Consider the following 19,507-nt stretch of genomic DNA (forward strand, 5'->3'; position numbering starts at 1 on the left):
GTCTCTCTCGCCGCAGCGCACAAGGTTATTCGATGACTTCGTCCGCAAGTGCCAGCAAGGTCGGCGGAATTTCAAGTCCCGTCGCCTTGGCCGTCTTGAGATTGATCACCAGGGGATAGCGGGTCGGCAGTTCGAACGGCAGATCCCCGGGGTTGGCCCCGTTGAAAATGCGGGCAACCAACGCCGCGGCCCGCTCGAAGGATTCCGAGGAGTCCGCGCCATAGGACATCAGACCGCCGTCACGGGCGAATTGGTCGAACTCGTAGATCGCTGGTAGCTTTCGGACGGTGGCGAACGCGAAGACGCGCTCGCGGTTGAGGATGGTCAGCGCGTCTGCCACCATCAGGATGCCGTCGGGCAAATCGTCATTCATCGCCGAAAACGCCTCGTCGAAATCATCGGGCTCGCGCACGCCGAGCGCCTGCACGGTCAGTCCAAGCGCTTGGGCGGCCTTCGCGGACGCCTGATAGCGCATGGTCATGCCGAGGTCGTCCTTGTTCCAGAGCATAGCGACCTTGGTCAGCTTCGGCGACACCTCCTTGAGCAGCGAAAGCCGCTTGGCGCTGAGCGTCGCTGCGACGTCCGAAATGCCGGTGATCTTGCCGCCCGGATGCGCCAGGCTCTCGATCAGCCTGGTTTCGACGGGATCACCGACGCCGCTGGCCGCGACGGTCGCAATGCCTGCCGCTTTGGCGGCCATGGCCGTCGGGTAGCCAATGATCACGATGACATCGACGTTCTTGGCCTTCAGCTCCGCGATCAGCGCGGGCAGCATCGCGACATCGCCCAGCGCGCCCCGCGCTTCAAAGGTCAAGTTCTGGCCGAGCTTGAAACCACGCTCTTCCAGCGCCTTGATCAGGATCTTCCCGCTGCGGCTCTCCGCTGTCACCGGCGCGATCGGCGTCACCGTGCCGAGGCGATAGGTGCGACCTGGCGTATTGGCCGACGCCATGCTTGGCCGCGCCAGTGCCGCCCCACCAAGCACCGCCAGAAAGTCACGTCTTTTCATCCGACGACCTGCCTCAAGCGCACCTTCGGCGCTCCAGCCATCATACTACGAGATACTGCACCACAAAAAAAAGCGGCAACAGCGATGGCTGTTGCCGCTTCGCACGCAAATTGAGCCTTGGTCAGGTCGTCCGCAACGCCTTGGCGTCGAGGTCGATCTCGTTAACCTGCTTGTTACGCTCGGAATCGGCCGCCGCGCGATGATCGGTCGCCAAGACGACATAGACGGCCGGCAGCACGAACAGGGTGAACAGTGTCCCGATCGACATGCCGGCGACGACCACGAGGCCGATCGAGAAGCGGCTGGCCGCACCGGCGCCGGACGCGGTCAGCAGCGGGATCAGGCCGGTCACCATCGCAGCCGTGGTCATCAGGATCGGCCGCAAGCGGATGCGGGCGGACATTTCGATGGCCGAGCGACGATCGAGCCGCTCGTTGACCTGGAGCTCGTTGGCGAACTCCACCATCAGGATGCCGTGCTTGGTGATCAGGCCAACCAGGGTCAGCAGACCGACCTGGGTGTAGATGTTCATCGTGGCCGCGCCGAAGAACAGCGGGATCAACGCACCCACGATCGCCATCGGCACCGAGATCATGATCACCAGCGGGTCACGCAAGCTCTCGAACTGCGCGGCCAGCACGAGGAAGATGATGATCAGCGCGAAACCGAAGGTGATTGCGAGCTGATTGCCTTCCTGAACATACTGCCGGCTATCGGCGAGATAGTCATGGCTGAAGCCCTGCGGCAGCTTCTTGGCCTCGCTCTCAAGGAAGTCCACCGCAGCGCCGACGGTCACGCCGGGCATCGGCACGGCCGAGAACGTCGCCGAGTTCAGCTGATTGTAGTGGGTCAGCGAATTCGGATCGGTCTTGGTCTCGATCGACACCACCGTCGACAGCGGCAACTGCTGACCGGTGTTGGTCGTCACATAGTAGCCGCCGAGCGATTCCGGCGAGAGCCGCTGGCCGCGCGGCACTTGTGGGATCACCTGGTAGGAACGGCCCTCCAGGTTGAAGCGATTGATGTAGTTGCCGCCCAGCAGGATCGCCAGCGCGCTGCCGACGTTCTGCATGTTGACGCCGAGATCCTGGGCCTTGGTACGGTCGATCTTCACCGTCACGGTCGGTTGGTTGTAGGCGAGGTCACTGTCGGAGACGATGAACATGCCGCTCTTGCGCGCGGCGGCTTTCAGCTTCTCCATCTGCTCGTAGACAGCCTGGAAGCCAGCGGTCGAGTTGATCACCATCTGCACCGGCAGACCGCCGGGCCCGCCCGGCAGCGGCGGCAGGTTGAACGCGAAGGCCTGGACTCCCTCGATCTTGGAGAGTTCGGCCTGAACCAACGGCTTCAGCGCGATCGATGAACGCTTCCGTTCGTCCCACGGCTTCAGCAACATGCCGGCGATACCGCCCTGCGGCCCGTTGATACCGTTCAGCACGAAACGAAGGTCAGTCTCGGGGAACTTCTGGAATTCCTTGTCGAGCTTCTCGCCGTAAAAATCGACATAGTCGATGTTGGCGTATTTCGGCGCCTTGGTCACCGCGAACACGATGCCCTGGTCTTCCTCCGGCGCCAATTCCTTCGAGGTGTGCATGTACAGGAAGCCAACAAGCCCGAGGATCGTCACCGCAAACATCCCGGTGACAGCCTTGTAGTCGAGCGAGCGGTCGAGCCTGCGGCCGTACCAGCGCGTCAAGGCACCGAACACCCTGTTCACCAATTTTGCGAACCGGCCCTCTTCCGTGTTCTTCAGCAGCACCGAGCACATCATCGGCGAGAGCGTCAGCGCGATCACGCCGGACACGATCACAGAGCCCGCGAGCGTGAAAGCGAATTCGCGGAACAGCGAGCCCGTCAAGCCGCCAAGGAAGCCGATCGGGGCATACACGGCGGCGAGCGTGATGGTCATCGACACGACCGGACCGACGATTTCGCGCGCGCCTTGCAACGCCGCCTGCACCGGTGTCTTGCCCTCCTCCAAATGTCGGTGGATGTTCTCCACCACCACAATGGCGTCGTCGACCACGAGGCCGATCGCGAGGACCATCGCAAGCAGCGTCAGCAGGTTGAAACTGAAACCGAGCATCAGCATCAGCGTGCAGACACCAATCATCGACAGTGGAATCGTGACGACGGGAATAACGACCGACCGGAACGACGCCAGGAACAGGAAGATCACCACGATCACGATGATCACGGCTTCGCCCAGTGTCTTTTCAACCTCATCGATCGACGATTGAATGAACTTGGTCGAGTCGTAGGCGACCTTCATCTTCATCGACGGCGGCAAATTGCGTTCGAGCTCGGGGAACAGCGCGCGCACGCCCTTCACCAGGGTCAGCGGGTTGCCTTGCGGGGTCGCCTGCACGCCGATGAAGATCGCATGCTCGCCATTGAAGGCGACGCTCGCATCCGTACTCTGCGCGGCAAGTTCGACGTTCGCGATGTCCTCCATCCGTACGAAGCCGCCGTCCTTGGCCTTGACGATCATCTTCTTGAACTGGTTGACGTCGGTCAGGCCAGTGTTCGTCGAGACGTTCGAGACGATAAGGAAGCCCTTGGTCTGGCCCGCCGCAGACTGGAAGTTGTTGGAGGCGATCGCCGCCGAGACATCGGCCGGCGACACATTGCGGCCGGCCATCTTCACCGGATCGAGCCAAAGCCGCATCGCAAAATTCTGGGCGCCGAGGATGTCCGCGGATGCGACACCATCGACCGTCGACAGCACCGGCTGCACCACACGCGTTAGATAATCGGAGATCGCCGAGCCCGATAGCTCGTCGGACGAGAAGCCGAGATACATCACGGCCGTGGTCTGGCCCGTGGTCTTGGTGACGATCGGGTCGTTGGATTCCTTCGGGATCAGATATTTGACCGAGTTCGTCTTGGCCAGCACTTCAGTGAGCGCCTGGTTCGGATCGAAGTTCAGCTTGATATAGACCTGGATCGTCGAAGTACCGAGCACCGAGGACGAGGTCATGTAGTCGACGCCTTCGGCGGAGGCGACCGCCTGCTCGATCGGCGTAGTGATGAAGCCCTGGATCAGGTCGGCGGACGCGCCGGGATAGACGGTCGTGATGTTGATGACCGTGTTCGACAGTTTTGGATATTGCCGGATCGGCAGCGTCGTCGCCGCGCGCAAGCCGATCAGAAGGATCAGCAAGCTGACGACGATCGACAGGACCGGGCGTTTGATGAAAATGTCGGTAAAGCGCATCGCGGCGATCTCGATTTCGTTGGCTGCTCGAAACGCATGATCCGGTCATGCCGGATCATGCTGTAACGAGTGCGTTGTCAGTAGCGCGGCGGTTGCGCAGGGATAGTCGGCGCCGGGTCGGTCGAAATCGACACCGCCGAGCCCGATTGCAGCTTGAGCTGGCCGACGGCGACGACCTTGTCGCCCGGCTTCAGGCCCTTGACGATTTCAGCACGACCGTCGATGCGGTTGCCGGTCTGCACGAACGTGCGCACCGCGCTCAGGCTGGTCTTGCCGTCCTCTTCCTTCTTCTCGGTGATCACGAATACCGAGTCACCGTACAGCGTGTAATCGACCGCCGTCTCCGGAACGGTGATCACGGCCGGCTTGTCCGGCAGCACCACGGTGGTGGTCACGAACATGCCGGGCTTCAGGATCTTCTCCGGATTGGCAACAGTCGCTTGCACGCGGATATTGCGCGTGTCGGCGGCGATCTGCGGCTCGATCGTGGTGATCTTGCCCTCGAAGACGCGGCCCGGATAGGCGTCGACCTTCAGCCGGACGACCTGCCCGACCTTGAGACTGCCCGAGTCCTTTTCCGTCACCGTGAAGTTGGCCCACAGTTCCGACAGATCGGTCAGCGATACGATCGCCGTGCCGGCAGTGAGATATTGTCCGACCTCGACCTTGCGGACGCCGAGATCGCCGGAGAACGGCGCGCGGACGAGCTTCTGCGAGATCAGCGCTTCGGTCTTGGCGATGCCCGCCAACGCCTGGTCGTACGCGGCCTGCGCGGTGTCGACGGTTGCCTGCGGACCGAACTGGCGCGAGGCCAGTTGCTTGGCGCGGTCGAGCGACAGCTGCGCGACCGTTGCCTGCGCCTTGTAGTTGGCGAGGTCGCCCTGGTCCGGCGCGTCGAACAGTTGCACCAGCGGCGTGCCGGCCTCGACATGCGCGCCCGGCTCGAACTTGATCTCGGTGACCCGGCCGTTGACGTCGGCGCTCACGTCGACCTGGTGCACGGCAAAGAGCCCGCCGACCGCGGTGAGCAGGTTCGGCACCACCTCCGACTTCGCCTCGGCCGCGCTGACCGCGGTCGGCGGCGGCTTGTTGTTGGCGAAGAACTGCTTGATCATCTGGCCACGAAAATAGTTGAACCAGACCAGGCCACCGACAAGCGCGCCAAGCAGCACGCCGACGATGATGAACCAGAGCACCGGCCGGACCGGACGCTTGGGAGCCTTGCTGTCGATCGGTTCGCCCGAAATCTTGTGTTCGGTGACGATGTTCATTGTCATGCGCTTTCTGCAATCGCCGTCTTGCCGGCACCCGCGGCCAAATCGCGGCCCAGATGCGAAGCAATTGCGGCGTCGTTAAGTCCGATGCCTCTCAGGAGAAACTCACAGAGCTGCCGCTCCAGATCGTTCGCCTTGCCATACACAAGGCAGGGCGTGGCCGGCAACCTGGTCAGCGCAGCCGTCATCACCGTGTGATGCGCAAACCAGAACAGGTTGAGCGGCCCTATGCCGCACGGCCGCGCATCGCCGGCGGCGATCGCGCGCTCGAGCGAGGCGACGAAGATAGCTCCGATCAGCGTCTCGATCTTGGCATATAGCAAACGCGCGAATTCGCCATCATCCAAATGGCTCGTGACCGTCAGTCGCAGGCGCTGGGCCTCCTCCTGGTCCGGGCCATCGGCGATCTCGAGGAAATGCTGGACCATGCCGCGGATCAGTTCGACCAGGGTGGCCGTCGATGGCTCCCGCTCGAGAAGTTCGGTGAGCGCCGGGTCCGCCTCGCATTCGTCGCTGAGGATTTCGGCGTAGAGCGCTGCCTTGGACGGGAAATGCTTGAACAGCAGCGCCTCGGAAATGGCAGCAGCGGCCGCCACGCTCTTGGTCGTGGTGCCGGTATAGCCATGTCGGGCAAAACAGCGTTTCGCGGCTCCGAGGATCAATAGACGCCTCAGGTCGCTCGTCATACGCAATGAGCTCATGCTAGTGAGTAAGCACTCACCCACGCCAAAGTCAAGCCAAATGGTGCGGCGCAACCTAGATGGGTGGGAACCTGTTGGAAATCGGTCACAGCTTACTCCCGCGGGGACGACCGCCGCCCGCGGGGAACCAAACTGGAGACGGCGTCAAATCGGCTGGAAGCCGAGATCGCCGCGGATCCGGTTGACGATGTAGGTCCCGTCCCGGCTTGGCAAGATCCGCTCGACGATGGCGCTGTCGATCTTCACATTGGCAAAGCGCGGCCCGGCCGAGAGATCGTGGACGGCTTTGGCAAAGGCCTCCACCTCGGCCATGGTCGAGATCGCCCGGCTGTCCGCGATGCCGCAGGCCCTGGCAACGCCGACGAGGTCGGCAGCGGCGGAGGTGTGGCTGGTCTGGCCGCCGGTCTCGCCATAGGCCTCGTTGTCGAGCACGACGATCGAGAGATTGGACGGCTTCTGCAGACCGATGGTGGCAAGGCTGCCCATGCCCATCAGCATCTCGCCGTCACCGGTAATGACCAGCACCGGCAGTTGTGGCTGCGCCAGGGCAAGACCGAGGCCGATCATGGCAGCCCCGCCCATGCCACCCCAGAGATAGAAATTGCGGGCGTGATCGCCGGCGGCGGTGATGTCGTTGGTGGAGGCACCGAGGCCACCGATCGCGACCACGTCCTTCCGGTCCACAAGCAGCGCGGACACCACCTGGCGGCGGTCGAGGAGATTGGCCTTGCTCATTTGGTGAAAACCTTGGCGCCGATCAGGCGCTGCGACAGCAGGACGGCGGTGGGCGTGAGCGCGTTGTAGGCTTGCGCCGCGGCCGCATCCAACACTGCCGGCACTTCGGCTGCGTTCGAGGCGCGCAGGACCTTGATGCCGGACAGTTCAAATACGCCCTGCGTGGTCGAGCCCATCGGCACCTGCCACGGATTGAACTCGCCCCACTCACCGCGCATGGTCACGAGCGTCAGGAACGGAAAGCGCAGGATCGGGATCAGCGACAGCATGTTGATGCAATTGCCGACGCCGCTCGACTGCATCAGCAAAACGCCGCGCTGGCCGCCGGTCCAGGCACCGGCGAGCAGGGCCACCCCTTCCTCCTCCGTCGTCAGCGGAATGCCGCGCATCGTGGACGAGCCCAGCACGCACTGGATCAGCTTCGAATGGCCGGCGTCGGGCACGTAAGGCACCTGCCTGACGTCGAAGCGTTGCAAGGTCGTGAAAATATCGTCCGGCCACGAACGGCCTGTGTCGACTGCATCAGCGCGGGCGTGCATTTTCCTGTCCGGTCGGCTAGCAAATCACGGCGAGACTGTAGACGGTGATCGGCACGGCTCGAAAGAGCGAAAACGGCATATCGGTCTCAACCGGTGAGTATGGCGCATGAACGCAGATGCGAAAGAATTGGCGGCCAGCTTTGATCTGGCGAAGCTGACGAGCGAGTTCTACGACGACCCCTACCCGACCTATCGTGCACTGCGGGAGAACGAACCGGTCAAGCGCCTGCCGAGCGGCACCGTGTTCCTGACCCGCTATGACGACCTCGTTACCACCTACAAGAACACCAAATCGTTCAGTTCGGACAAGAAGCGCGAGTTCGCGCCGAAATATGGCGACACGCCGCTCTACGAGCATCACACAACGAGCCTCGTCTTCAACGATCCGCCGGCGCACACCAGGGTGCGGCGCCTGATCATGGGCGCGCTGTCGCCGCGCGCGATCGCGGGGATGGAGCCTGACATCGTCAAGCTGGTCGACGGCCTGCTCGACGCCATCGCCACCAAGGGCCATTGCGAACTGATCGAGGATTTTGCCGCCTCCATCCCCATCGAGGTGATCGGCAATTTGCTCGACGTTCCCCATGACGAGCGCGCGCCACTGCGCGACTGGTCGCTGGCGATCCTTGGCGCACTCGAGCCGGTCGTATCGACCGAGGTCGCCGCACGCGGCAACAAGGCGGTGAAGGACTTTCTGACCTATCTCGAGACGCTGGTCGCGCGCCGCCGCCAAAAGCCGGGCAATCCCGAGCGCGACGTGCTGACACGCCTGATCCAAGGAGAAGGTAACGGCGAGCAGAGCGGCGAGCGGCTGACCGAGAAGGAGCTGCTGCACAACTGCATTTTCCTGCTCAATGCCGGCCACGAGACCACCACCAATCTGATCGGCAACGGCCTCGTCGCGCTGCATCGGAATCCTGACCAGAAGCAGCGCTTGATCGGCAACCCCGATCTGATCAAACCCGCTGTGGAAGAGATGCTGCGCTACGAAAGCTCGAACCAGCTCGGCAACCGCATGACGACCGAACGGGTCGAGCTTGGTGGCGTGACGCTCGAAGCCGGCACGTCGGTCACACTCTGCATCGGTGCGGCCAACCGCGATCCCGCGCAGTTTCCCGATCCCGAAAGCTTCGACGTCGCACGCACGCCGAACCGGCATCTCGCCTTCGCCACCGGCGCGCATCAATGCGCGGGCATGGCACTGGCGCGGCTTGAAGGCGCGATTGCGATCTCGCGTTTCCTGGCGCGCTTTCCGAACTTTGCCGTAAGCGGTCAGCCGGTGCGCGGCGGCCGCGTACGGTTCCGCGGCTTCCTGAGCGTACCCTGCTCGATCGGCTGAGGCGTCATGAACATCGACCAATTGCGCGAACGTTGGGCCGATCCGGCTCTGACGGTGCTGACCGTGCTGCTGATGATCATGATGTTTGTGATCTCGCCATTGCAAGCGCTCGGCCTCTTCGCCTTTCAGGCTTCCGAACTGTTCCTTGCACTCCTGCTGGTCTGCGGCATCTTCGTCATATCCGGCAGCCCGGTCGCGGTCGGCGCCATGCTGGTCGCGCTCGGCATGATCACGGTCGGCGCAATTCTGCGGATCAAATCGCCATCCATCCTCGATCTCAATCTGTTTGCGGGATCATGGTTCATCGTCGGAGTGACGATGGCCTGGGCAGTGGCGCGCCAGACCTTTGCGCCGGGACGCGTGACCTACCATCGCGTGATCGGCGCAGTCCTGCTGTATCTGACGGTCGCGATCATCTTCGCGGCGCTCTACACCTTCATCGGCTCGCTGGATCAGGACGCCTTCGTCAGCATGAAGGTGGAAGACAGTCCCAGGCTCGCAAGCGAGGTGATCTATTTCAGCTTCGCGACGCTGACCACGACCGGCTATGGCGACGTTGCGCCCTTACACCCAATCGCGCGCAGCCTGTGCAATATGGAAGCCATCTTCGGCCAGCTCTATCCCGCGACATTGCTGGCCCGCCTGGTCACGCTCGAGATCGCGCATCGCGATCAGGACTCCTGAACCACCCCGACCGACCAAAAAAGTCGAAAACAACCCCATGCACAGTAGCCGATGGGTCGGCGGAAGATGGCTTGTGGATCCGCCGAACCATTTGACACGCCGGGCAAATCAGCGCCGAACGCGCACAATCTCCGCCGGCATGGCTAAACCACCGTCCGGTGACGCTCGATGCAGCTGCGCAGCACCTCGTCCATCGGCTTGCCCCACCAGTCATTCGAGAAGATTTCGATCTCCGAGAAGCCGGCAAAGCCCTGCGCCTCGACGGCTGCGCGCACGGACTTGATGTCGATGACACCGTCGCCCATCATGCCGCGGTCGTTGAGGATGTCCCTGGTCGGTACCAGCCAGTCGCAGACGTGGAAGGCGAGCAGGCGATCCTTGCCCGCGCGCGCGATCTGGCCCATCAGCTCCGGATCCCACCAGATGTGATAGACGTCGAGCGCGACGCCGAGCATGCCGGTGCGGTCGGGGTCAAGCCGGTCGCAGATATCGAGCGCCTGTTTCGTCGTGTTCACGCAGGCGCGGTCGGCCGCATAGGCCGGATGCAGCGGCTCGATCGCCAGCGGCAGGTTTGCCTGCTTGGCATAGTCCAGCATATCTGCGAGCGCGTCTTCGACTTGCGAACGCGCCGCCACGATGTCCTTCGACGCCTCGCTGCCCGGCCGTGAATATTGCGGCAGGCCGCCGACGACGAGCACGATGCAGGGCGCGCCCAGCGCCTTGGCTTCGTCGACGCAGCGGCGGTTGTCATCACGCACCTCGGTGCGGCGCGACGCGTCGGAGGTAAACATGCCGCCGCGGCAATAGCCTGACAATTCGAGACCGGCATCGCGCACCGCTCGCACCGCGCGGTCGAGACCGACGGCGGCGACCTGGTCGCGCCAGGGGTCGATGGCACGAATGCCGTGCTTCGCACAGGCATCGACAATCTGGACCAGATCACCCTGCTTGCGGACCGTCGCCGTGTTCAGCGACAGCCAGCGGTGGTCGGACGAAAAATCCCGCATCAGGCGTCCAGTCCGTGCGAGGCCAGCACCGTCGTCATCCGCCGCGTCGCCAGTTCCGGATTGGCAAGCAGGCCGGCCCGATCGGCGAGCCGGAACAGCTCGGCCAGATGCAGCATCGAGCGCGCGCTCTCCTGGCCGCCGACCATGGTGAAATGGTCCTGATGGCCGTTGAGGTACGCCATGAACACCACGCCGGTCTTGTAGAACCGCGTCGGCGCCTTGAAGATGTGACGCGACAGCGGCACCGTCGGCCCCAGCACGTCGTGAAAGCCCGCTTCATCGCCGGCTGCGAGACGCGACAGTGCATACGACGCCGCCGGCGCAATCGCATCGAAAATGCCGAGCAGCGCGTGCGAAAAGCCCTGCTCGTCGCCGGCAATCAACTCCGCATAATTAAAATCGTCACCGGTGTACATCTTGATGCGCTTGTCGAGGCGACGGCGCATGTCGATCTCGCGCTGCTTGTCGAGCAGAGAGACCTTGACGCCGTCGACCTTGGCGGCGTTGTTGTTGATGATGGCCACCGCAGTGTTCATCGCCTTGTCGATATCCTTGGTGCCCCAGTATCCCGTCAGCGCCGGATCGAACATATCGCCGAGCCAGTGGATGATGACGGGTTCGCGGACCTGCGACAGCACACGGTTATAGACCTTGGCGTAGTCATCGGCGCCGCGGCCAAGCTTCGCCAGCGCGCGCGAGGCCATCAGAATGATGCGGCCGCCGACCTTCTCGACCGCCGAGATCTGCTCCTCATAGGCGCGGATCACGTCGTCGAGGCTCTTGGCGTCCTCGACCGCGAGGTGATCGGTGCCGGCGCCGGAGAACACCAGTGCATTGCGTCGTCTGGCGGCACCGACCGAGCGCGTGATCAGCTCCAACGACGTGGGCCAGTCCAGCCCCATGCCGCGCTGCGCGGTGTCCATGGCCTCCGCAACGCCGAGACCGAGATCCCAGACATGTTCGCGGAACGCGATGGTCTTGTCCCAGTCGACAGCGGCCGAAAGCCAGGGATCGTTGTCCGCGAAGGGATCGACGACCGTGTGCACGGCCGAAAACGCGATGCGGTTCAGCGGTCCTTCGAGCTTTGCGGGAAACGTGCGCGAGGCCGCGAGCCGGTAGGTCTCGATCGAGCGATCGGCCTTCGGCAGCTTCAGCGACAGGGATGACATGGGCAACACAGGCTTGTTCATGACTTCGAACCTCTCCCCGTCATTGCGAGGAGCGAAGCGACGAAGCAATCCAGACTCTTGCCGCGGACGCATTCTGGATTGCTTCGCTTCGCTCGCAATGACGGCTTGGTGGACATCGGTGCTTATCCAAATCAACCTCAGGCCTTGATCGGGGCGACGTCGATCCAGCGTCGCTCCTTCCAGCTCTTCAGCGCGCATTCGGCGAGTTGCACGCCCTTGACGCCTTCGAGCAGCGAGAATTTGTACGGCGCATCCTCGTAGACGTGGCGGATGAACATCTCCCACTGCTCCTTGAAGCCGTTGTCGTAGGTGACGTTGTCGGGCAGCTTCTGCCAATCGCCATAGAAATCGTGCAGCCGCTTCTCGTCCGGATTCCAGACCGGCCGGGGCGTCGCCTGCCGCGCCTGGATCATGCAGTCGGTCAGCCCTGCGACCGCCGAGCCATGGGTACCGTCGACCTGGAAGGTGACGAGATCGTCGCGATAGACGCGCGTCACCCATGACATGTTGATATGCGCGATGACGCCGCCCTCGAGCTGGAAGGTCGCGTAGGCGGAATCATCCGCGGTCGCCTTGTACTTCTTGCCCTGCTCGTCAAAACGCTCGGGGATGTCGGTGTTGCCGATACAGATCACGCTCTGGACGTTGCCGAAGAGGTTGTCGAGCACATAGCGCCAGTGGCAGACCATGTCCAAGATGATACCGCCGCCGTCCTCGTCGCGGTAGTTCCAGGACGGCCGCTGCGCCTCCTGCCAGCCGCCCTCGAACACCCAATAGCCGAACTCGCCGCGCACCGAGAGGATGCGGCCGAAGAAGCCGGAATCGCGCAGGAAGGCGATCTTCTTCAGGCCTGGCAGAAACAGCTTGTCCTGCACCGTGCCATGCTTGACGCCCTTGGCGTTGGCGAGCTTGACGACTGCGAGAGCCTCCTCGAAATTGGTCGCGATCGGCTTCTCGCAATAGACGTGCTTGCCGGCATTGATGGCCTGGGTCAAAAGGCCCGGCCGCGCCTGTGTGGTCGCGGCATCAAAGAACATGGTGTCGTTCTTGTCGGCGAGCGCGGCATCGAGGTCGGTGGTCCAGCGCGTGACGTTGAAGCGCTTGGCGAGGCCCTCGACCTTTTCGGCGCTGCGGCCGACGAGGATCGGATCGGGCATGATGCGGTCGCCGTTCTTCAAGCGCACGCCGCCCTGGTCGCGGATCGCGACGATCGAGCGGATCAGATGCTGGTTGAGCCCCATGCGGCCGGTGACGCCGTTCATGATGAGGCCGAGGCGTTGGGTGGTCATGCCAATTGCTCCCTAAGTGATTTTGGCGGTTCGAGCGGGCGAAGCGCCGACCAGTCCGGATGGACCGACGTCGCAAAGCCCGCGGCATGAAGCGATCCCGTCAGGAGATCGCCGTCGTGAATGGAAAGCCGGATGCCCTGCCCGGCATCGGCATAGAGATCGGGATGCGCTGCGGCGAAGGCCTGCGCTTCGGCGGCCGGCGTCTCGCCAAAGCCGTCGACATAGTGATGGCCGTTGCGCTCGGCATGCGTGACGCCGATGAAAGCGCCGAGCGCGAGATCCTGCTGCACGGCAAGGCCTGCCTGGCAGGTAAGGTCCTCGCCGGTGACGAAGAACTTGTCGCCGCTCGCGCTCCATTTCGCGGCGCGCGTCGCGTTGACGATGGACTTGTAGAGCCCCTTGCAGGATTTCGAGGAAATGCCGTGATAGCCGAGCGCCCGCGCCGCCGGGAAGGCATCGTAGGAATCGTCGGCCTCGTCGATGATCAAGCCGCGCGCGGCGAGCGAGCCCAACGGCGATTGCCGCGTGATGTCGCGCGGCATCGGCTGCTCGATATAGAGCAATCTTGATGCGATCGACCGCAGCCCGGGCTCGCGATCGAGCCGGTCGATCAGCGCCTGCAGCGCCGCAAGGTCGGAATATTGCTCGTTGGCGTCGAGCGTCACCTTGCAGGCGCGCCCAAGCGTGTCGAGCTCCTTGCCGATGCGCGCCAGGCGGGCCGCATCAGCGGCGGGATCGCCCGACAGCTTCAGCTTGAAGTAATTCGCGCCGGCGTTCTCATGTGCGTCGGCAACACCGCCCTCACCTTCGACTGTGTCGTCGAGGCCGACGGTATGCCTGATCGCAACGCGCGGCAGCGGCTTCCGGCCGGAGAGAAACGCCGCGATATCCGCGTCCTTCAGGTCAGGCGAAAGCCGCGCATCGATGCCGGCGATGTTGCCGGCCATCCCGTCGAAGAAATTGGTCTCGGCAGCGCGGAGCAGCGCATCGAGGATTGCCTTGTCGATCTCCGCTGGACCGTACGCCGCGGCAAGCGCCGGAATGTCCTTCTTCGCACACGTCGCGACCTGCGCGCCGATGCATGAAGCATGCAGATCGAACGCGGTCAGATATCCGGTCCGCGCCAGATAAAGCCCGCGCGCGATCCCCAGTGACCGTTGCAAACCATCGACCGTTTGCGCCGGAGACAGCTCCGGCCGCTTGTCGAACCATTTTGGCACCAGCAGTTCGGCACTGGCGCCGACCGCAACGCCCCTGCCCTCGACTTCGATTTCTACCCGTATGAACAGCTGCGGCGTCGTGTTGATGGTAACAGCGCCAAAGCGGAACGGCCGCGCGAAATGCGTGGGGCGTTCGAAGAAGGCAATGTCTCGTAGCTTCAGGCGCGGGGGCATGATGTTACAACGAAACGAGGTGAACTTGGTGCGAGCGGTATCGCCCCGGGCGGTTCGCCTCTCCCGCATGCGGGAGAGGTCGGCGCGTAGCGCCGGGTGAGGGTTCTTTCCTCTTGGGGGTTTCCCATCGTGGAGACACCCTCTCCCCAACCCTCCCCCGCAGGCGGGGGAGGGAGCGCACCGTTCGTGCGGTCGCGGCTCCCGGAAATATCATCAGGCCTAATCCAGCGAACCTTGCGAGAAGAAATGCTTGCGGATGCGTTGCACGAGTTCCGTAAACACAGGATCAGCCATCACGTCGAGCGAGCGAAGGCGCGGCAGCGGCACGTCGTAGATCGCGGCGATTGCGCCGGGCCGCTCGGTCATGACCAGCACGCGGTCGGCGAGGAACACGGCCTCCGGAATCGAATGCGTGATCAGGAGGACCGTCTTCCTGGTCTCGCGCTGGATCCGCATCAGCTCGACATTCATGCGCTCGCGCGTGAGCGCGTCGAGCGCGCCGAACGGCTCGTCCATCAGCATGATCTTGGGATCGTGCACCAGCGCGCGGCAGATCGAGGCGCGCTGCTGCATGCCCCCGGAAAGTTGCCAGGGCAGTTTCTTCTCGAATCCTTCGAGCCCGACCAGTTTGAGAAGCGCCTTTGCGCGGACGAGATATTCGTCCCGCGGCAGCCGCTTCATGTCGATCGGCAGCATCACATTGGAGAGGATGTTGCGCCATGGCAGGAGCAGCGCGTTCTGGAAGACGATGCCGACATTGCCATGCGGCTTCGTCACCTTCTCACCCTCGACCAGGACCTCGCCGGCCGTCGGCGGTAGCAGTCCCGAGATCAGCTTGAGCAGCGTGGACTTGCCGCAGCCGGACGGGCCGACCACGACGAAGAACTCGCCGTCGTTGATGTGGAAGTCCAGCGGACGCAGCGACGGCACGTCGCCATCGCGCGTCCGGTAGGTCTTCGACACGCCGGACAATGTTATGCCTGACGCATCGCCGGCGGCCCGGTCGCTCACCAATCTCAGATGCGCGGCCGGCTGCATGGCGTCACTCGATACAGTCGCCGGTTTCACGAGCCGCTCTTCGGCAGGTAATCGTTGGTGTAGAAGGCCTTCGGGTTCTCCTTGGCCTTGGCATCGAGCCCGCCATATTCGACCATCAGATTGACCGAGTCCGTCATGTTCTGGTCGGTGACCTGGAACGGCCGCTTGCCCTTGGTCTCGGCGGTCCGGTACAGCGGAATGGTCAGCTCAAAGCCCTGGGTCAGCGTGTCGATCTTGCCGCCCTTGGGGTTGGCATCGAGGATCGACTGCGCGGCCGCCTTCGGCTCCTTCTCGGCGGCTTCGACCGCCTTGGTCGTCGCCGACATGAAGCGGCGGACGAGATCGGCATTGGCCTTCACATAGTCCGAGTTGGCGATGATGCCGGAGGAGACCATGTTGATGCCGTAGTCCGCGAACTTGATCGGATAGACGTCCTTGCCGGTGGCGTCCTTGATCTTCATCGACTGGTCCATGACGTAGCCGAGCAGGAGATCAGCCTGGCCGTTGATGACGGCGTTGAGCTTGGTCTGGCCATCACCGGCAACGGTGGTGAAGTCGCTTTCCTTCAGACCGGTCTTCTTCAGGAACAGCGGCCATATCTGGGTCATGGAATCGGCCGGCGTGATCGCCACCGTCTTGCCCTTGATGTCTTCGGGTTTCCTGATGTTCTTGTCGACGAGCCCCATCGCGGACATCGGGCTGGTCTGGAGCAGCACGCCAGTCGCAATCACGGGCGCGCCCTTGATTGCGGCGCGCATCATGGTGGGAACGTCGACATAGCCGAAGTCGGCGGTCTTGGCGGCGACGGCCTGCGTGGTCGCGGCCGAGCCGCGACCTTCCTGGATTTCGAGATCGATGCCCTCGGCGGCATAAATGCCCTTGGCCTTGCCGTAATAGAACGGCGCGTGCTCGCCATAGACGTACCAGTTGAGCATCAGCACGACCTTGTCGGCCGCCTGCGCCGGTGCAACCGCAAACGCCATCAGCGCCACAGATACAGCCCCAATCCACCGCTTCATCGTCACTCTCCCTTGTCGTTATGTTTCGGCCGTTGGTGGCCGTTGCTTAAGTTAAGAGGCGAAAATCACGTCCTCGCGCTGGCTGACATGCCAGGGAATGACCAGCTTCTCGATCCGGTCGACGATCCAGAACAGGATGACGCCGAGCAGCGCGAGGATCACAAGGGCCGCGAACATCGTCGGCAGGTCGAATGTGCCAATCGAGCGCTGCATCACGTAGCCGATGCCGGAATTCGAACCGACGAACTCGCCGACGACAGCGCCGACCACGGCGAGCGTCACCGAAACCTTGAGGCCGGAGAAGATCGCCGGCAATGCGTGCGGCAGGTTCACCGCGCAGAACACCTGAAAACGGCTGCCCTGCATGGCGCGGGCGAGATCGACCATGTCGGGGTCGACCGATTTGAAGCCCTGCACGGCCGAGACCACCACTGGGAAAAATCCGAGCAGGAAGGCCGAGATCACTTTTGGAATGATGCCGAAGCCGAACCACACCACGAACAAAGGCGCGATTGCGATCTTCGGCACGGATTGGGAGAACACCAGCAGCGGATAGACGTAGCTCTCCACCGTCTTCGAACCAGCGATCAGCATCGCCACGGGAATGCCGAACAGCGCCGAGAGCGCGAATCCGCAGACGGTCGCATAGGTGGTCGGCCAGGATTGGCGCAGCAGTTCAGGCCAGTCGGTCCACAGGACCGCGACGACGTCGGCCGGTGACGGGATCTGGTAGGCGGGAATCCTGAACAGCCGGATCGCGAGATCCCAGGCGACGACGATGAACACCAGGAACAGAAACGGCCTGATCCAGGCCGCATTCAGCATCTTGGACACCGCGCTCTGCGGCTTCAACTCAGCCACGTCTCACTCCCGGTACTTCTCTTTGTTCGGGCAGAAATTAACCCGTTGGATAAATACTGTCCAGTGGTTTCCCTGTGACGTTTTGTGGCGGGATTGCGGGATTTTGTAGCCCGGATGGAGCGAAGCGCAATCCGGGGTTGTTGCCATGAGCGGCAGAGGTCCCGGATTGCGCTGCGCTCCATCCGGGCTACGGACCGCGCGGCTACACCGTCTGCACCACACCAGCACGCGACTTCGGCGGCTTCGCAATCTCGAACAGCGCCACTGACTGCCCCGTCAGTGCCGCCAGCACAAGGCCTGACATATGCGCCAGCCGCTCGTCCTTGGCGTCCTTGGCGAGCAGGTCGCGACCGAAGATCACGCTGAGCGTCGCCGAGTTCGAGAGATAGAAGAAGCTGAGTGCCGCGATCGAGATGTAGAGCTGCACCGGATCGACCGCGACCTGGAAATCACCGCTCTCGACACCACGCCGTACCACGGTTCGGATCATCTCGACGAAGGGCGAGTGCATCGACTTGACCTTGGTCGAGCGCTTCAGATGTTTTGCGCACGCGAGGTTCTCGGTCTGGAGCAGCGACAGGAATTCGGGATTGCGCAGGAAGTAACCCCAGGTGAACTCGATCAGGCGCCTGATGGCCTCGGGCGGAGCAAGATGCTCGAGATCGAGCCCCCGCTCCTCGCTTCGGATCTTGTCATAGGCGCCTTCCAGCACCGCGAGATAGAGCTCGTCCTTGTTGCCGACGTGGTAATAGAGCATGCGCTTGTTGGCGCCGGCCTTGGCCGCGATGCGGTCGACGCGAGCGCCAGCAAGCCCATGAGCAGAAAACTCCTGCTTGGCAGCCTCGAGAATGCGCAGCCGCATCCCCGCGGGATCGCGCTGCCATTTCAGAGTTCGCTTTGCTTGTGCCTTCGCCAAACCGGGTGCTCGCTGGGTGCTCTCGGTATGCCATGTACCACGCTCCCGCCGTCATTGCGAGGAGCGAAGCGACGAAGCAATCCAGACTGTCACCGCGATGGGATTCTGGATTGCTTCGCTGCGCTCGCAATGACGGAGGAGAGAGTCTCGTAGGGCGGGCGAAGGCGCGAAAGCGCCGTGCCCACGTCTTCTCAGTAAGGATCGAAGACGTGGGCACGCTACGCTTTGCCCACCCTACGAGAGTCTTCGAGAGGAGAGAGCGCCCTTCACTCCACCGGTTTCGGCGAGCGCTCCAGCAGCACCGTCTGGATCCCGCAGGTGCCGTTCCGCACCGTGACGATCCGCGTGCCCGGTTTGCGGCCGTTGCGGACTTCGGTGACATCGAGGCCGGCGGCCAGCAGGCGGGCGCGGGTGGCGTCAATGTCGGCGACGCGCCAGCTCAGGCCCCAGAGACGGTCATGCTGGGAATCCCCGCCAGCCACGGGGCGGCGCACCACTTCGACGATGAGGTCGCCGCAGCGGAAGAACATCAGCTGACCCCAGTCGTGATGGGAGCGGTCGAGCGCGAGATCAAGCCCGAGCCGCGCGCCGTAAAGCGCGGCCGCGCGATCAGAATCCTCGGTCGTGATCACGACATGATCGAGCGCGTCGATCGGCGCGGTTTCGGTCGCAACCGACTTCGGGCGCTCCTCGGCAAGTTCGAGGAAGAACATGCGCACGCCGCGCGTCAGCTCGGTCGCGGCCCGCGTGCGCTTCCAGTGCAGGGCCGTGCCGGTTGCGGCGTCGCTGCTCTCGACCTCGGCGACGGGATCCGGCTTCAGCGCCACCCGATTTAACCGCCGATGCATCTTGCCCATGTCCGCGACACGAAAGCACAGGCTGGCGAGCACGCCTTCCTGGTCATCGAGCAGAGCACGCATGCGGTCAGCGGTCGCAGTAAAGCCGCTCGGCGCCATCAATTCGATGGTCATGTTGTCGAGGGTGAACAGCACCCGGTCGGCGCCCTCGCCGGAATTCTGCCAGGCCGGCGCGCGCCCCAGGAGCGTCTGATAGGCCGCCTTGGCGGCGTCGATATCCTTGACCAGAGCGACGATGTGATCGAGGCCGGTGATCATGTTTGTCCCTTTTGATCGCTCTGGAACAAGAGCCGAAAAACGGCATTTGTCCGGGCTTGGCATAAGCCTGACATGGTCGTATTCCGGCGCTATGGCGACCTCAAGCGCTTCGGGGCGGTTTTGCGAATAATTTCAGCGTCCCAGCCGCGGAACCGGTGTTAGAGTAAGCCGCCGGCCGGG

The 19,507-nt window shown here is 63.2% G+C and carries 17 protein-coding genes; 2 read left to right on the forward strand and 15 right to left on the reverse strand.

The features are described from left to right. Positions 1-25: 25 nt before the first annotated feature. The 6 genes from ABIA96_RS01470 to ABIA96_RS01495 form a co-directional block, all read right to left on the reverse strand. The gene (locus tag ABIA96_RS01470; RefSeq protein ID WP_354135239.1) at positions 26-1,009 is read right to left on the reverse strand and encodes an ABC transporter substrate-binding protein; all 984 of its coding nucleotides are present in this window, start codon (positions 1,007-1,009) and stop codon (positions 26-28) included. Positions 1,010-1,130: 121 nt separating this feature from the next. Then, positions 1,131-4,226 (reverse strand): MexW/MexI family multidrug efflux RND transporter permease subunit, encoded by a 3,096-nt coding sequence (locus tag ABIA96_RS01475; protein ID WP_354135240.1) that lies wholly within the window; start codon positions 4,224-4,226, stop codon positions 1,131-1,133. Positions 4,227-4,303: 77 nt separating this feature from the next. Beyond that, a complete protein-coding gene (locus tag ABIA96_RS01480; protein ID WP_354135697.1) occupies positions 4,304-5,497 on the reverse strand; it encodes an efflux RND transporter periplasmic adaptor subunit in 1,194 nt (397 codons plus the stop codon). A gap of 2 nt (positions 5,498-5,499) precedes the next feature. Next, positions 5,500-6,201: a TetR/AcrR family transcriptional regulator gene (locus ABIA96_RS01485; protein WP_354135698.1), complete on the reverse strand. Its 702-nt coding sequence runs from the start codon at positions 6,199-6,201 to the stop codon at positions 5,500-5,502. A 144-nt stretch (positions 6,202-6,345) separates the two neighbouring features. Beyond that, on the reverse strand, positions 6,346-6,936 hold the full coding sequence (locus tag ABIA96_RS01490; RefSeq protein ID WP_354135241.1) for a thiamine pyrophosphate-dependent enzyme: 591 nt from the start codon (positions 6,934-6,936) through the stop codon (positions 6,346-6,348). Further along, positions 6,933-7,475: a phosphonopyruvate decarboxylase gene (locus ABIA96_RS01495; RefSeq protein WP_354135242.1), complete on the reverse strand. Its 543-nt coding sequence runs from the start codon at positions 7,473-7,475 to the stop codon at positions 6,933-6,935. Before ABIA96_RS01495 ends, ABIA96_RS01490 begins: the two co-directional genes overlap by 4 nt. Before the next feature lie 106 nt (positions 7,476-7,581). Here ABIA96_RS01495 and ABIA96_RS01500 point away from each other — a divergent pair, with 106 nt between their 5' ends. Then, complete coding sequence (locus ABIA96_RS01500) at positions 7,582-8,814, forward strand: cytochrome P450 (protein WP_354135243.1); 1,233 nt, start codon at positions 7,582-7,584, stop codon at positions 8,812-8,814. A gap of 6 nt (positions 8,815-8,820) precedes the next feature. Then, complete coding sequence (locus tag ABIA96_RS01505; protein WP_354135244.1) at positions 8,821-9,498, forward strand: ion channel; 678 nt, start codon at positions 8,821-8,823, stop codon at positions 9,496-9,498. A gap of 143 nt (positions 9,499-9,641) precedes the next feature. Here ABIA96_RS01505 and ABIA96_RS01510 read toward each other — a convergent pair whose 3' ends face one another. From ABIA96_RS01510 to ABIA96_RS01550, 9 genes are all read right to left on the reverse strand, one after another. Further along, positions 9,642-10,505: a sugar phosphate isomerase/epimerase family protein gene (locus tag ABIA96_RS01510; protein ID WP_354135245.1), complete on the reverse strand. Its 864-nt coding sequence runs from the start codon at positions 10,503-10,505 to the stop codon at positions 9,642-9,644. After that, the gene (locus tag ABIA96_RS01515) at positions 10,505-11,695 is read right to left on the reverse strand and encodes a dihydrodipicolinate synthase family protein (protein WP_354135246.1); all 1,191 of its coding nucleotides are present in this window, start codon (positions 11,693-11,695) and stop codon (positions 10,505-10,507) included. The genes ABIA96_RS01510 and ABIA96_RS01515 overlap by 1 nt, the downstream gene beginning before the upstream one ends. 137 nt (positions 11,696-11,832) lie before the next feature. Further along, positions 11,833-12,984: a Gfo/Idh/MocA family protein gene (locus tag ABIA96_RS01520; RefSeq protein ID WP_354135247.1), complete on the reverse strand. Its 1,152-nt coding sequence runs from the start codon at positions 12,982-12,984 to the stop codon at positions 11,833-11,835. After that, positions 12,981-14,378: an enolase-like domain-containing protein gene (locus ABIA96_RS01525; RefSeq protein WP_354135248.1), complete on the reverse strand. Its 1,398-nt coding sequence runs from the start codon at positions 14,376-14,378 to the stop codon at positions 12,981-12,983. The genes ABIA96_RS01520 and ABIA96_RS01525 overlap by 4 nt, the downstream gene beginning before the upstream one ends. Before the next feature lie 219 nt (positions 14,379-14,597). Next, positions 14,598-15,446: an ABC transporter ATP-binding protein gene (locus tag ABIA96_RS01530; RefSeq protein WP_354135249.1), complete on the reverse strand. Its 849-nt coding sequence runs from the start codon at positions 15,444-15,446 to the stop codon at positions 14,598-14,600. After that, positions 15,443-16,435, reverse strand: a complete 993-nt coding sequence (locus tag ABIA96_RS01535; RefSeq protein WP_354135250.1) for an ABC transporter substrate-binding protein — start codon at positions 16,433-16,435, stop codon at positions 15,443-15,445. The genes ABIA96_RS01530 and ABIA96_RS01535 overlap by 4 nt, the downstream gene beginning before the upstream one ends. Before the next feature lie 51 nt (positions 16,436-16,486). Then, positions 16,487-17,296, reverse strand: coding sequence for an ABC transporter permease (locus ABIA96_RS01540; protein WP_045008918.1), 810 nt, complete (start codon positions 17,294-17,296; stop codon positions 16,487-16,489). Positions 17,297-17,498: 202 nt separating this feature from the next. Beyond that, the gene (locus ABIA96_RS01545; protein WP_354135699.1) at positions 17,499-18,158 is read right to left on the reverse strand and encodes a TetR/AcrR family transcriptional regulator; all 660 of its coding nucleotides are present in this window, start codon (positions 18,156-18,158) and stop codon (positions 17,499-17,501) included. A 320-nt stretch (positions 18,159-18,478) separates the two neighbouring features. Beyond that, positions 18,479-19,327 (reverse strand): VOC family protein, encoded by an 849-nt coding sequence (locus tag ABIA96_RS01550; protein WP_354135251.1) that lies wholly within the window; start codon positions 19,325-19,327, stop codon positions 18,479-18,481. Between the last annotated feature and the right edge of the window lie 180 nt (positions 19,328-19,507).

It is taken from the genome of Bradyrhizobium sp. LB11.1 (assembly GCF_040549385.1).
GTDB lineage: Bacteria > Pseudomonadota > Alphaproteobacteria > Rhizobiales > Xanthobacteraceae > Bradyrhizobium.

Excerpts from the sequence above, each read along its gene's own strand:
- ABIA96_RS01470 (WP_354135239.1), bottom strand. The coding sequence starts at position 1,009 with ATGAAAAGACGTGACTTTCTGGCGGTGCTTGGTGGGGCGGCACTGGCG.
- ABIA96_RS01480 (WP_354135697.1), bottom strand. The coding sequence starts at position 5,497 with ATGAACATCGTCACCGAACACAAGATTTCGGGCGAACCGATCGACAGC.
- ABIA96_RS01525 (WP_354135248.1), bottom strand. The coding sequence starts at position 14,378 with ATGCCCCCGCGCCTGAAGCTACGAGACATTGCCTTCTTCGAACGCCCC.
- ABIA96_RS01505 (WP_354135244.1), top strand. The coding sequence starts at position 8,821 with ATGAACATCGACCAATTGCGCGAACGTTGGGCCGATCCGGCTCTGACG.
- ABIA96_RS01515 (WP_354135246.1), bottom strand. The coding sequence starts at position 11,695 with ATGAACAAGCCTGTGTTGCCCATGTCATCCCTGTCGCTGAAGCTGCCG.
- ABIA96_RS01485 (WP_354135698.1), bottom strand. The coding sequence starts at position 6,201 with ATGAGCTCATTGCGTATGACGAGCGACCTGAGGCGTCTATTGATCCTC.
- ABIA96_RS01500 (WP_354135243.1), top strand. The coding sequence starts at position 7,582 with ATGAACGCAGATGCGAAAGAATTGGCGGCCAGCTTTGATCTGGCGAAG.
- ABIA96_RS01475 (WP_354135240.1), bottom strand. The coding sequence starts at position 4,226 with ATGCGCTTTACCGACATTTTCATCAAACGCCCGGTCCTGTCGATCGTC.
- ABIA96_RS01520 (WP_354135247.1), bottom strand. The coding sequence starts at position 12,984 with ATGACCACCCAACGCCTCGGCCTCATCATGAACGGCGTCACCGGCCGC.
- ABIA96_RS01510 (WP_354135245.1), bottom strand. The coding sequence starts at position 10,505 with ATGCGGGATTTTTCGTCCGACCACCGCTGGCTGTCGCTGAACACGGCG.
- ABIA96_RS01495 (WP_354135242.1), bottom strand. The coding sequence starts at position 7,475 with ATGCACGCCCGCGCTGATGCAGTCGACACAGGCCGTTCGTGGCCGGAC.
- ABIA96_RS01535 (WP_354135250.1), bottom strand. The coding sequence starts at position 16,435 with ATGAAGCGGTGGATTGGGGCTGTATCTGTGGCGCTGATGGCGTTTGCG.
- ABIA96_RS01545 (WP_354135699.1), bottom strand. The coding sequence starts at position 18,158 with ATGCGGCTGCGCATTCTCGAGGCTGCCAAGCAGGAGTTTTCTGCTCAT.
- ABIA96_RS01550 (WP_354135251.1), bottom strand. The coding sequence starts at position 19,327 with ATGATCACCGGCCTCGATCACATCGTCGCTCTGGTCAAGGATATCGAC.
- ABIA96_RS01490 (WP_354135241.1), bottom strand. The coding sequence starts at position 6,936 with ATGAGCAAGGCCAATCTCCTCGACCGCCGCCAGGTGGTGTCCGCGCTG.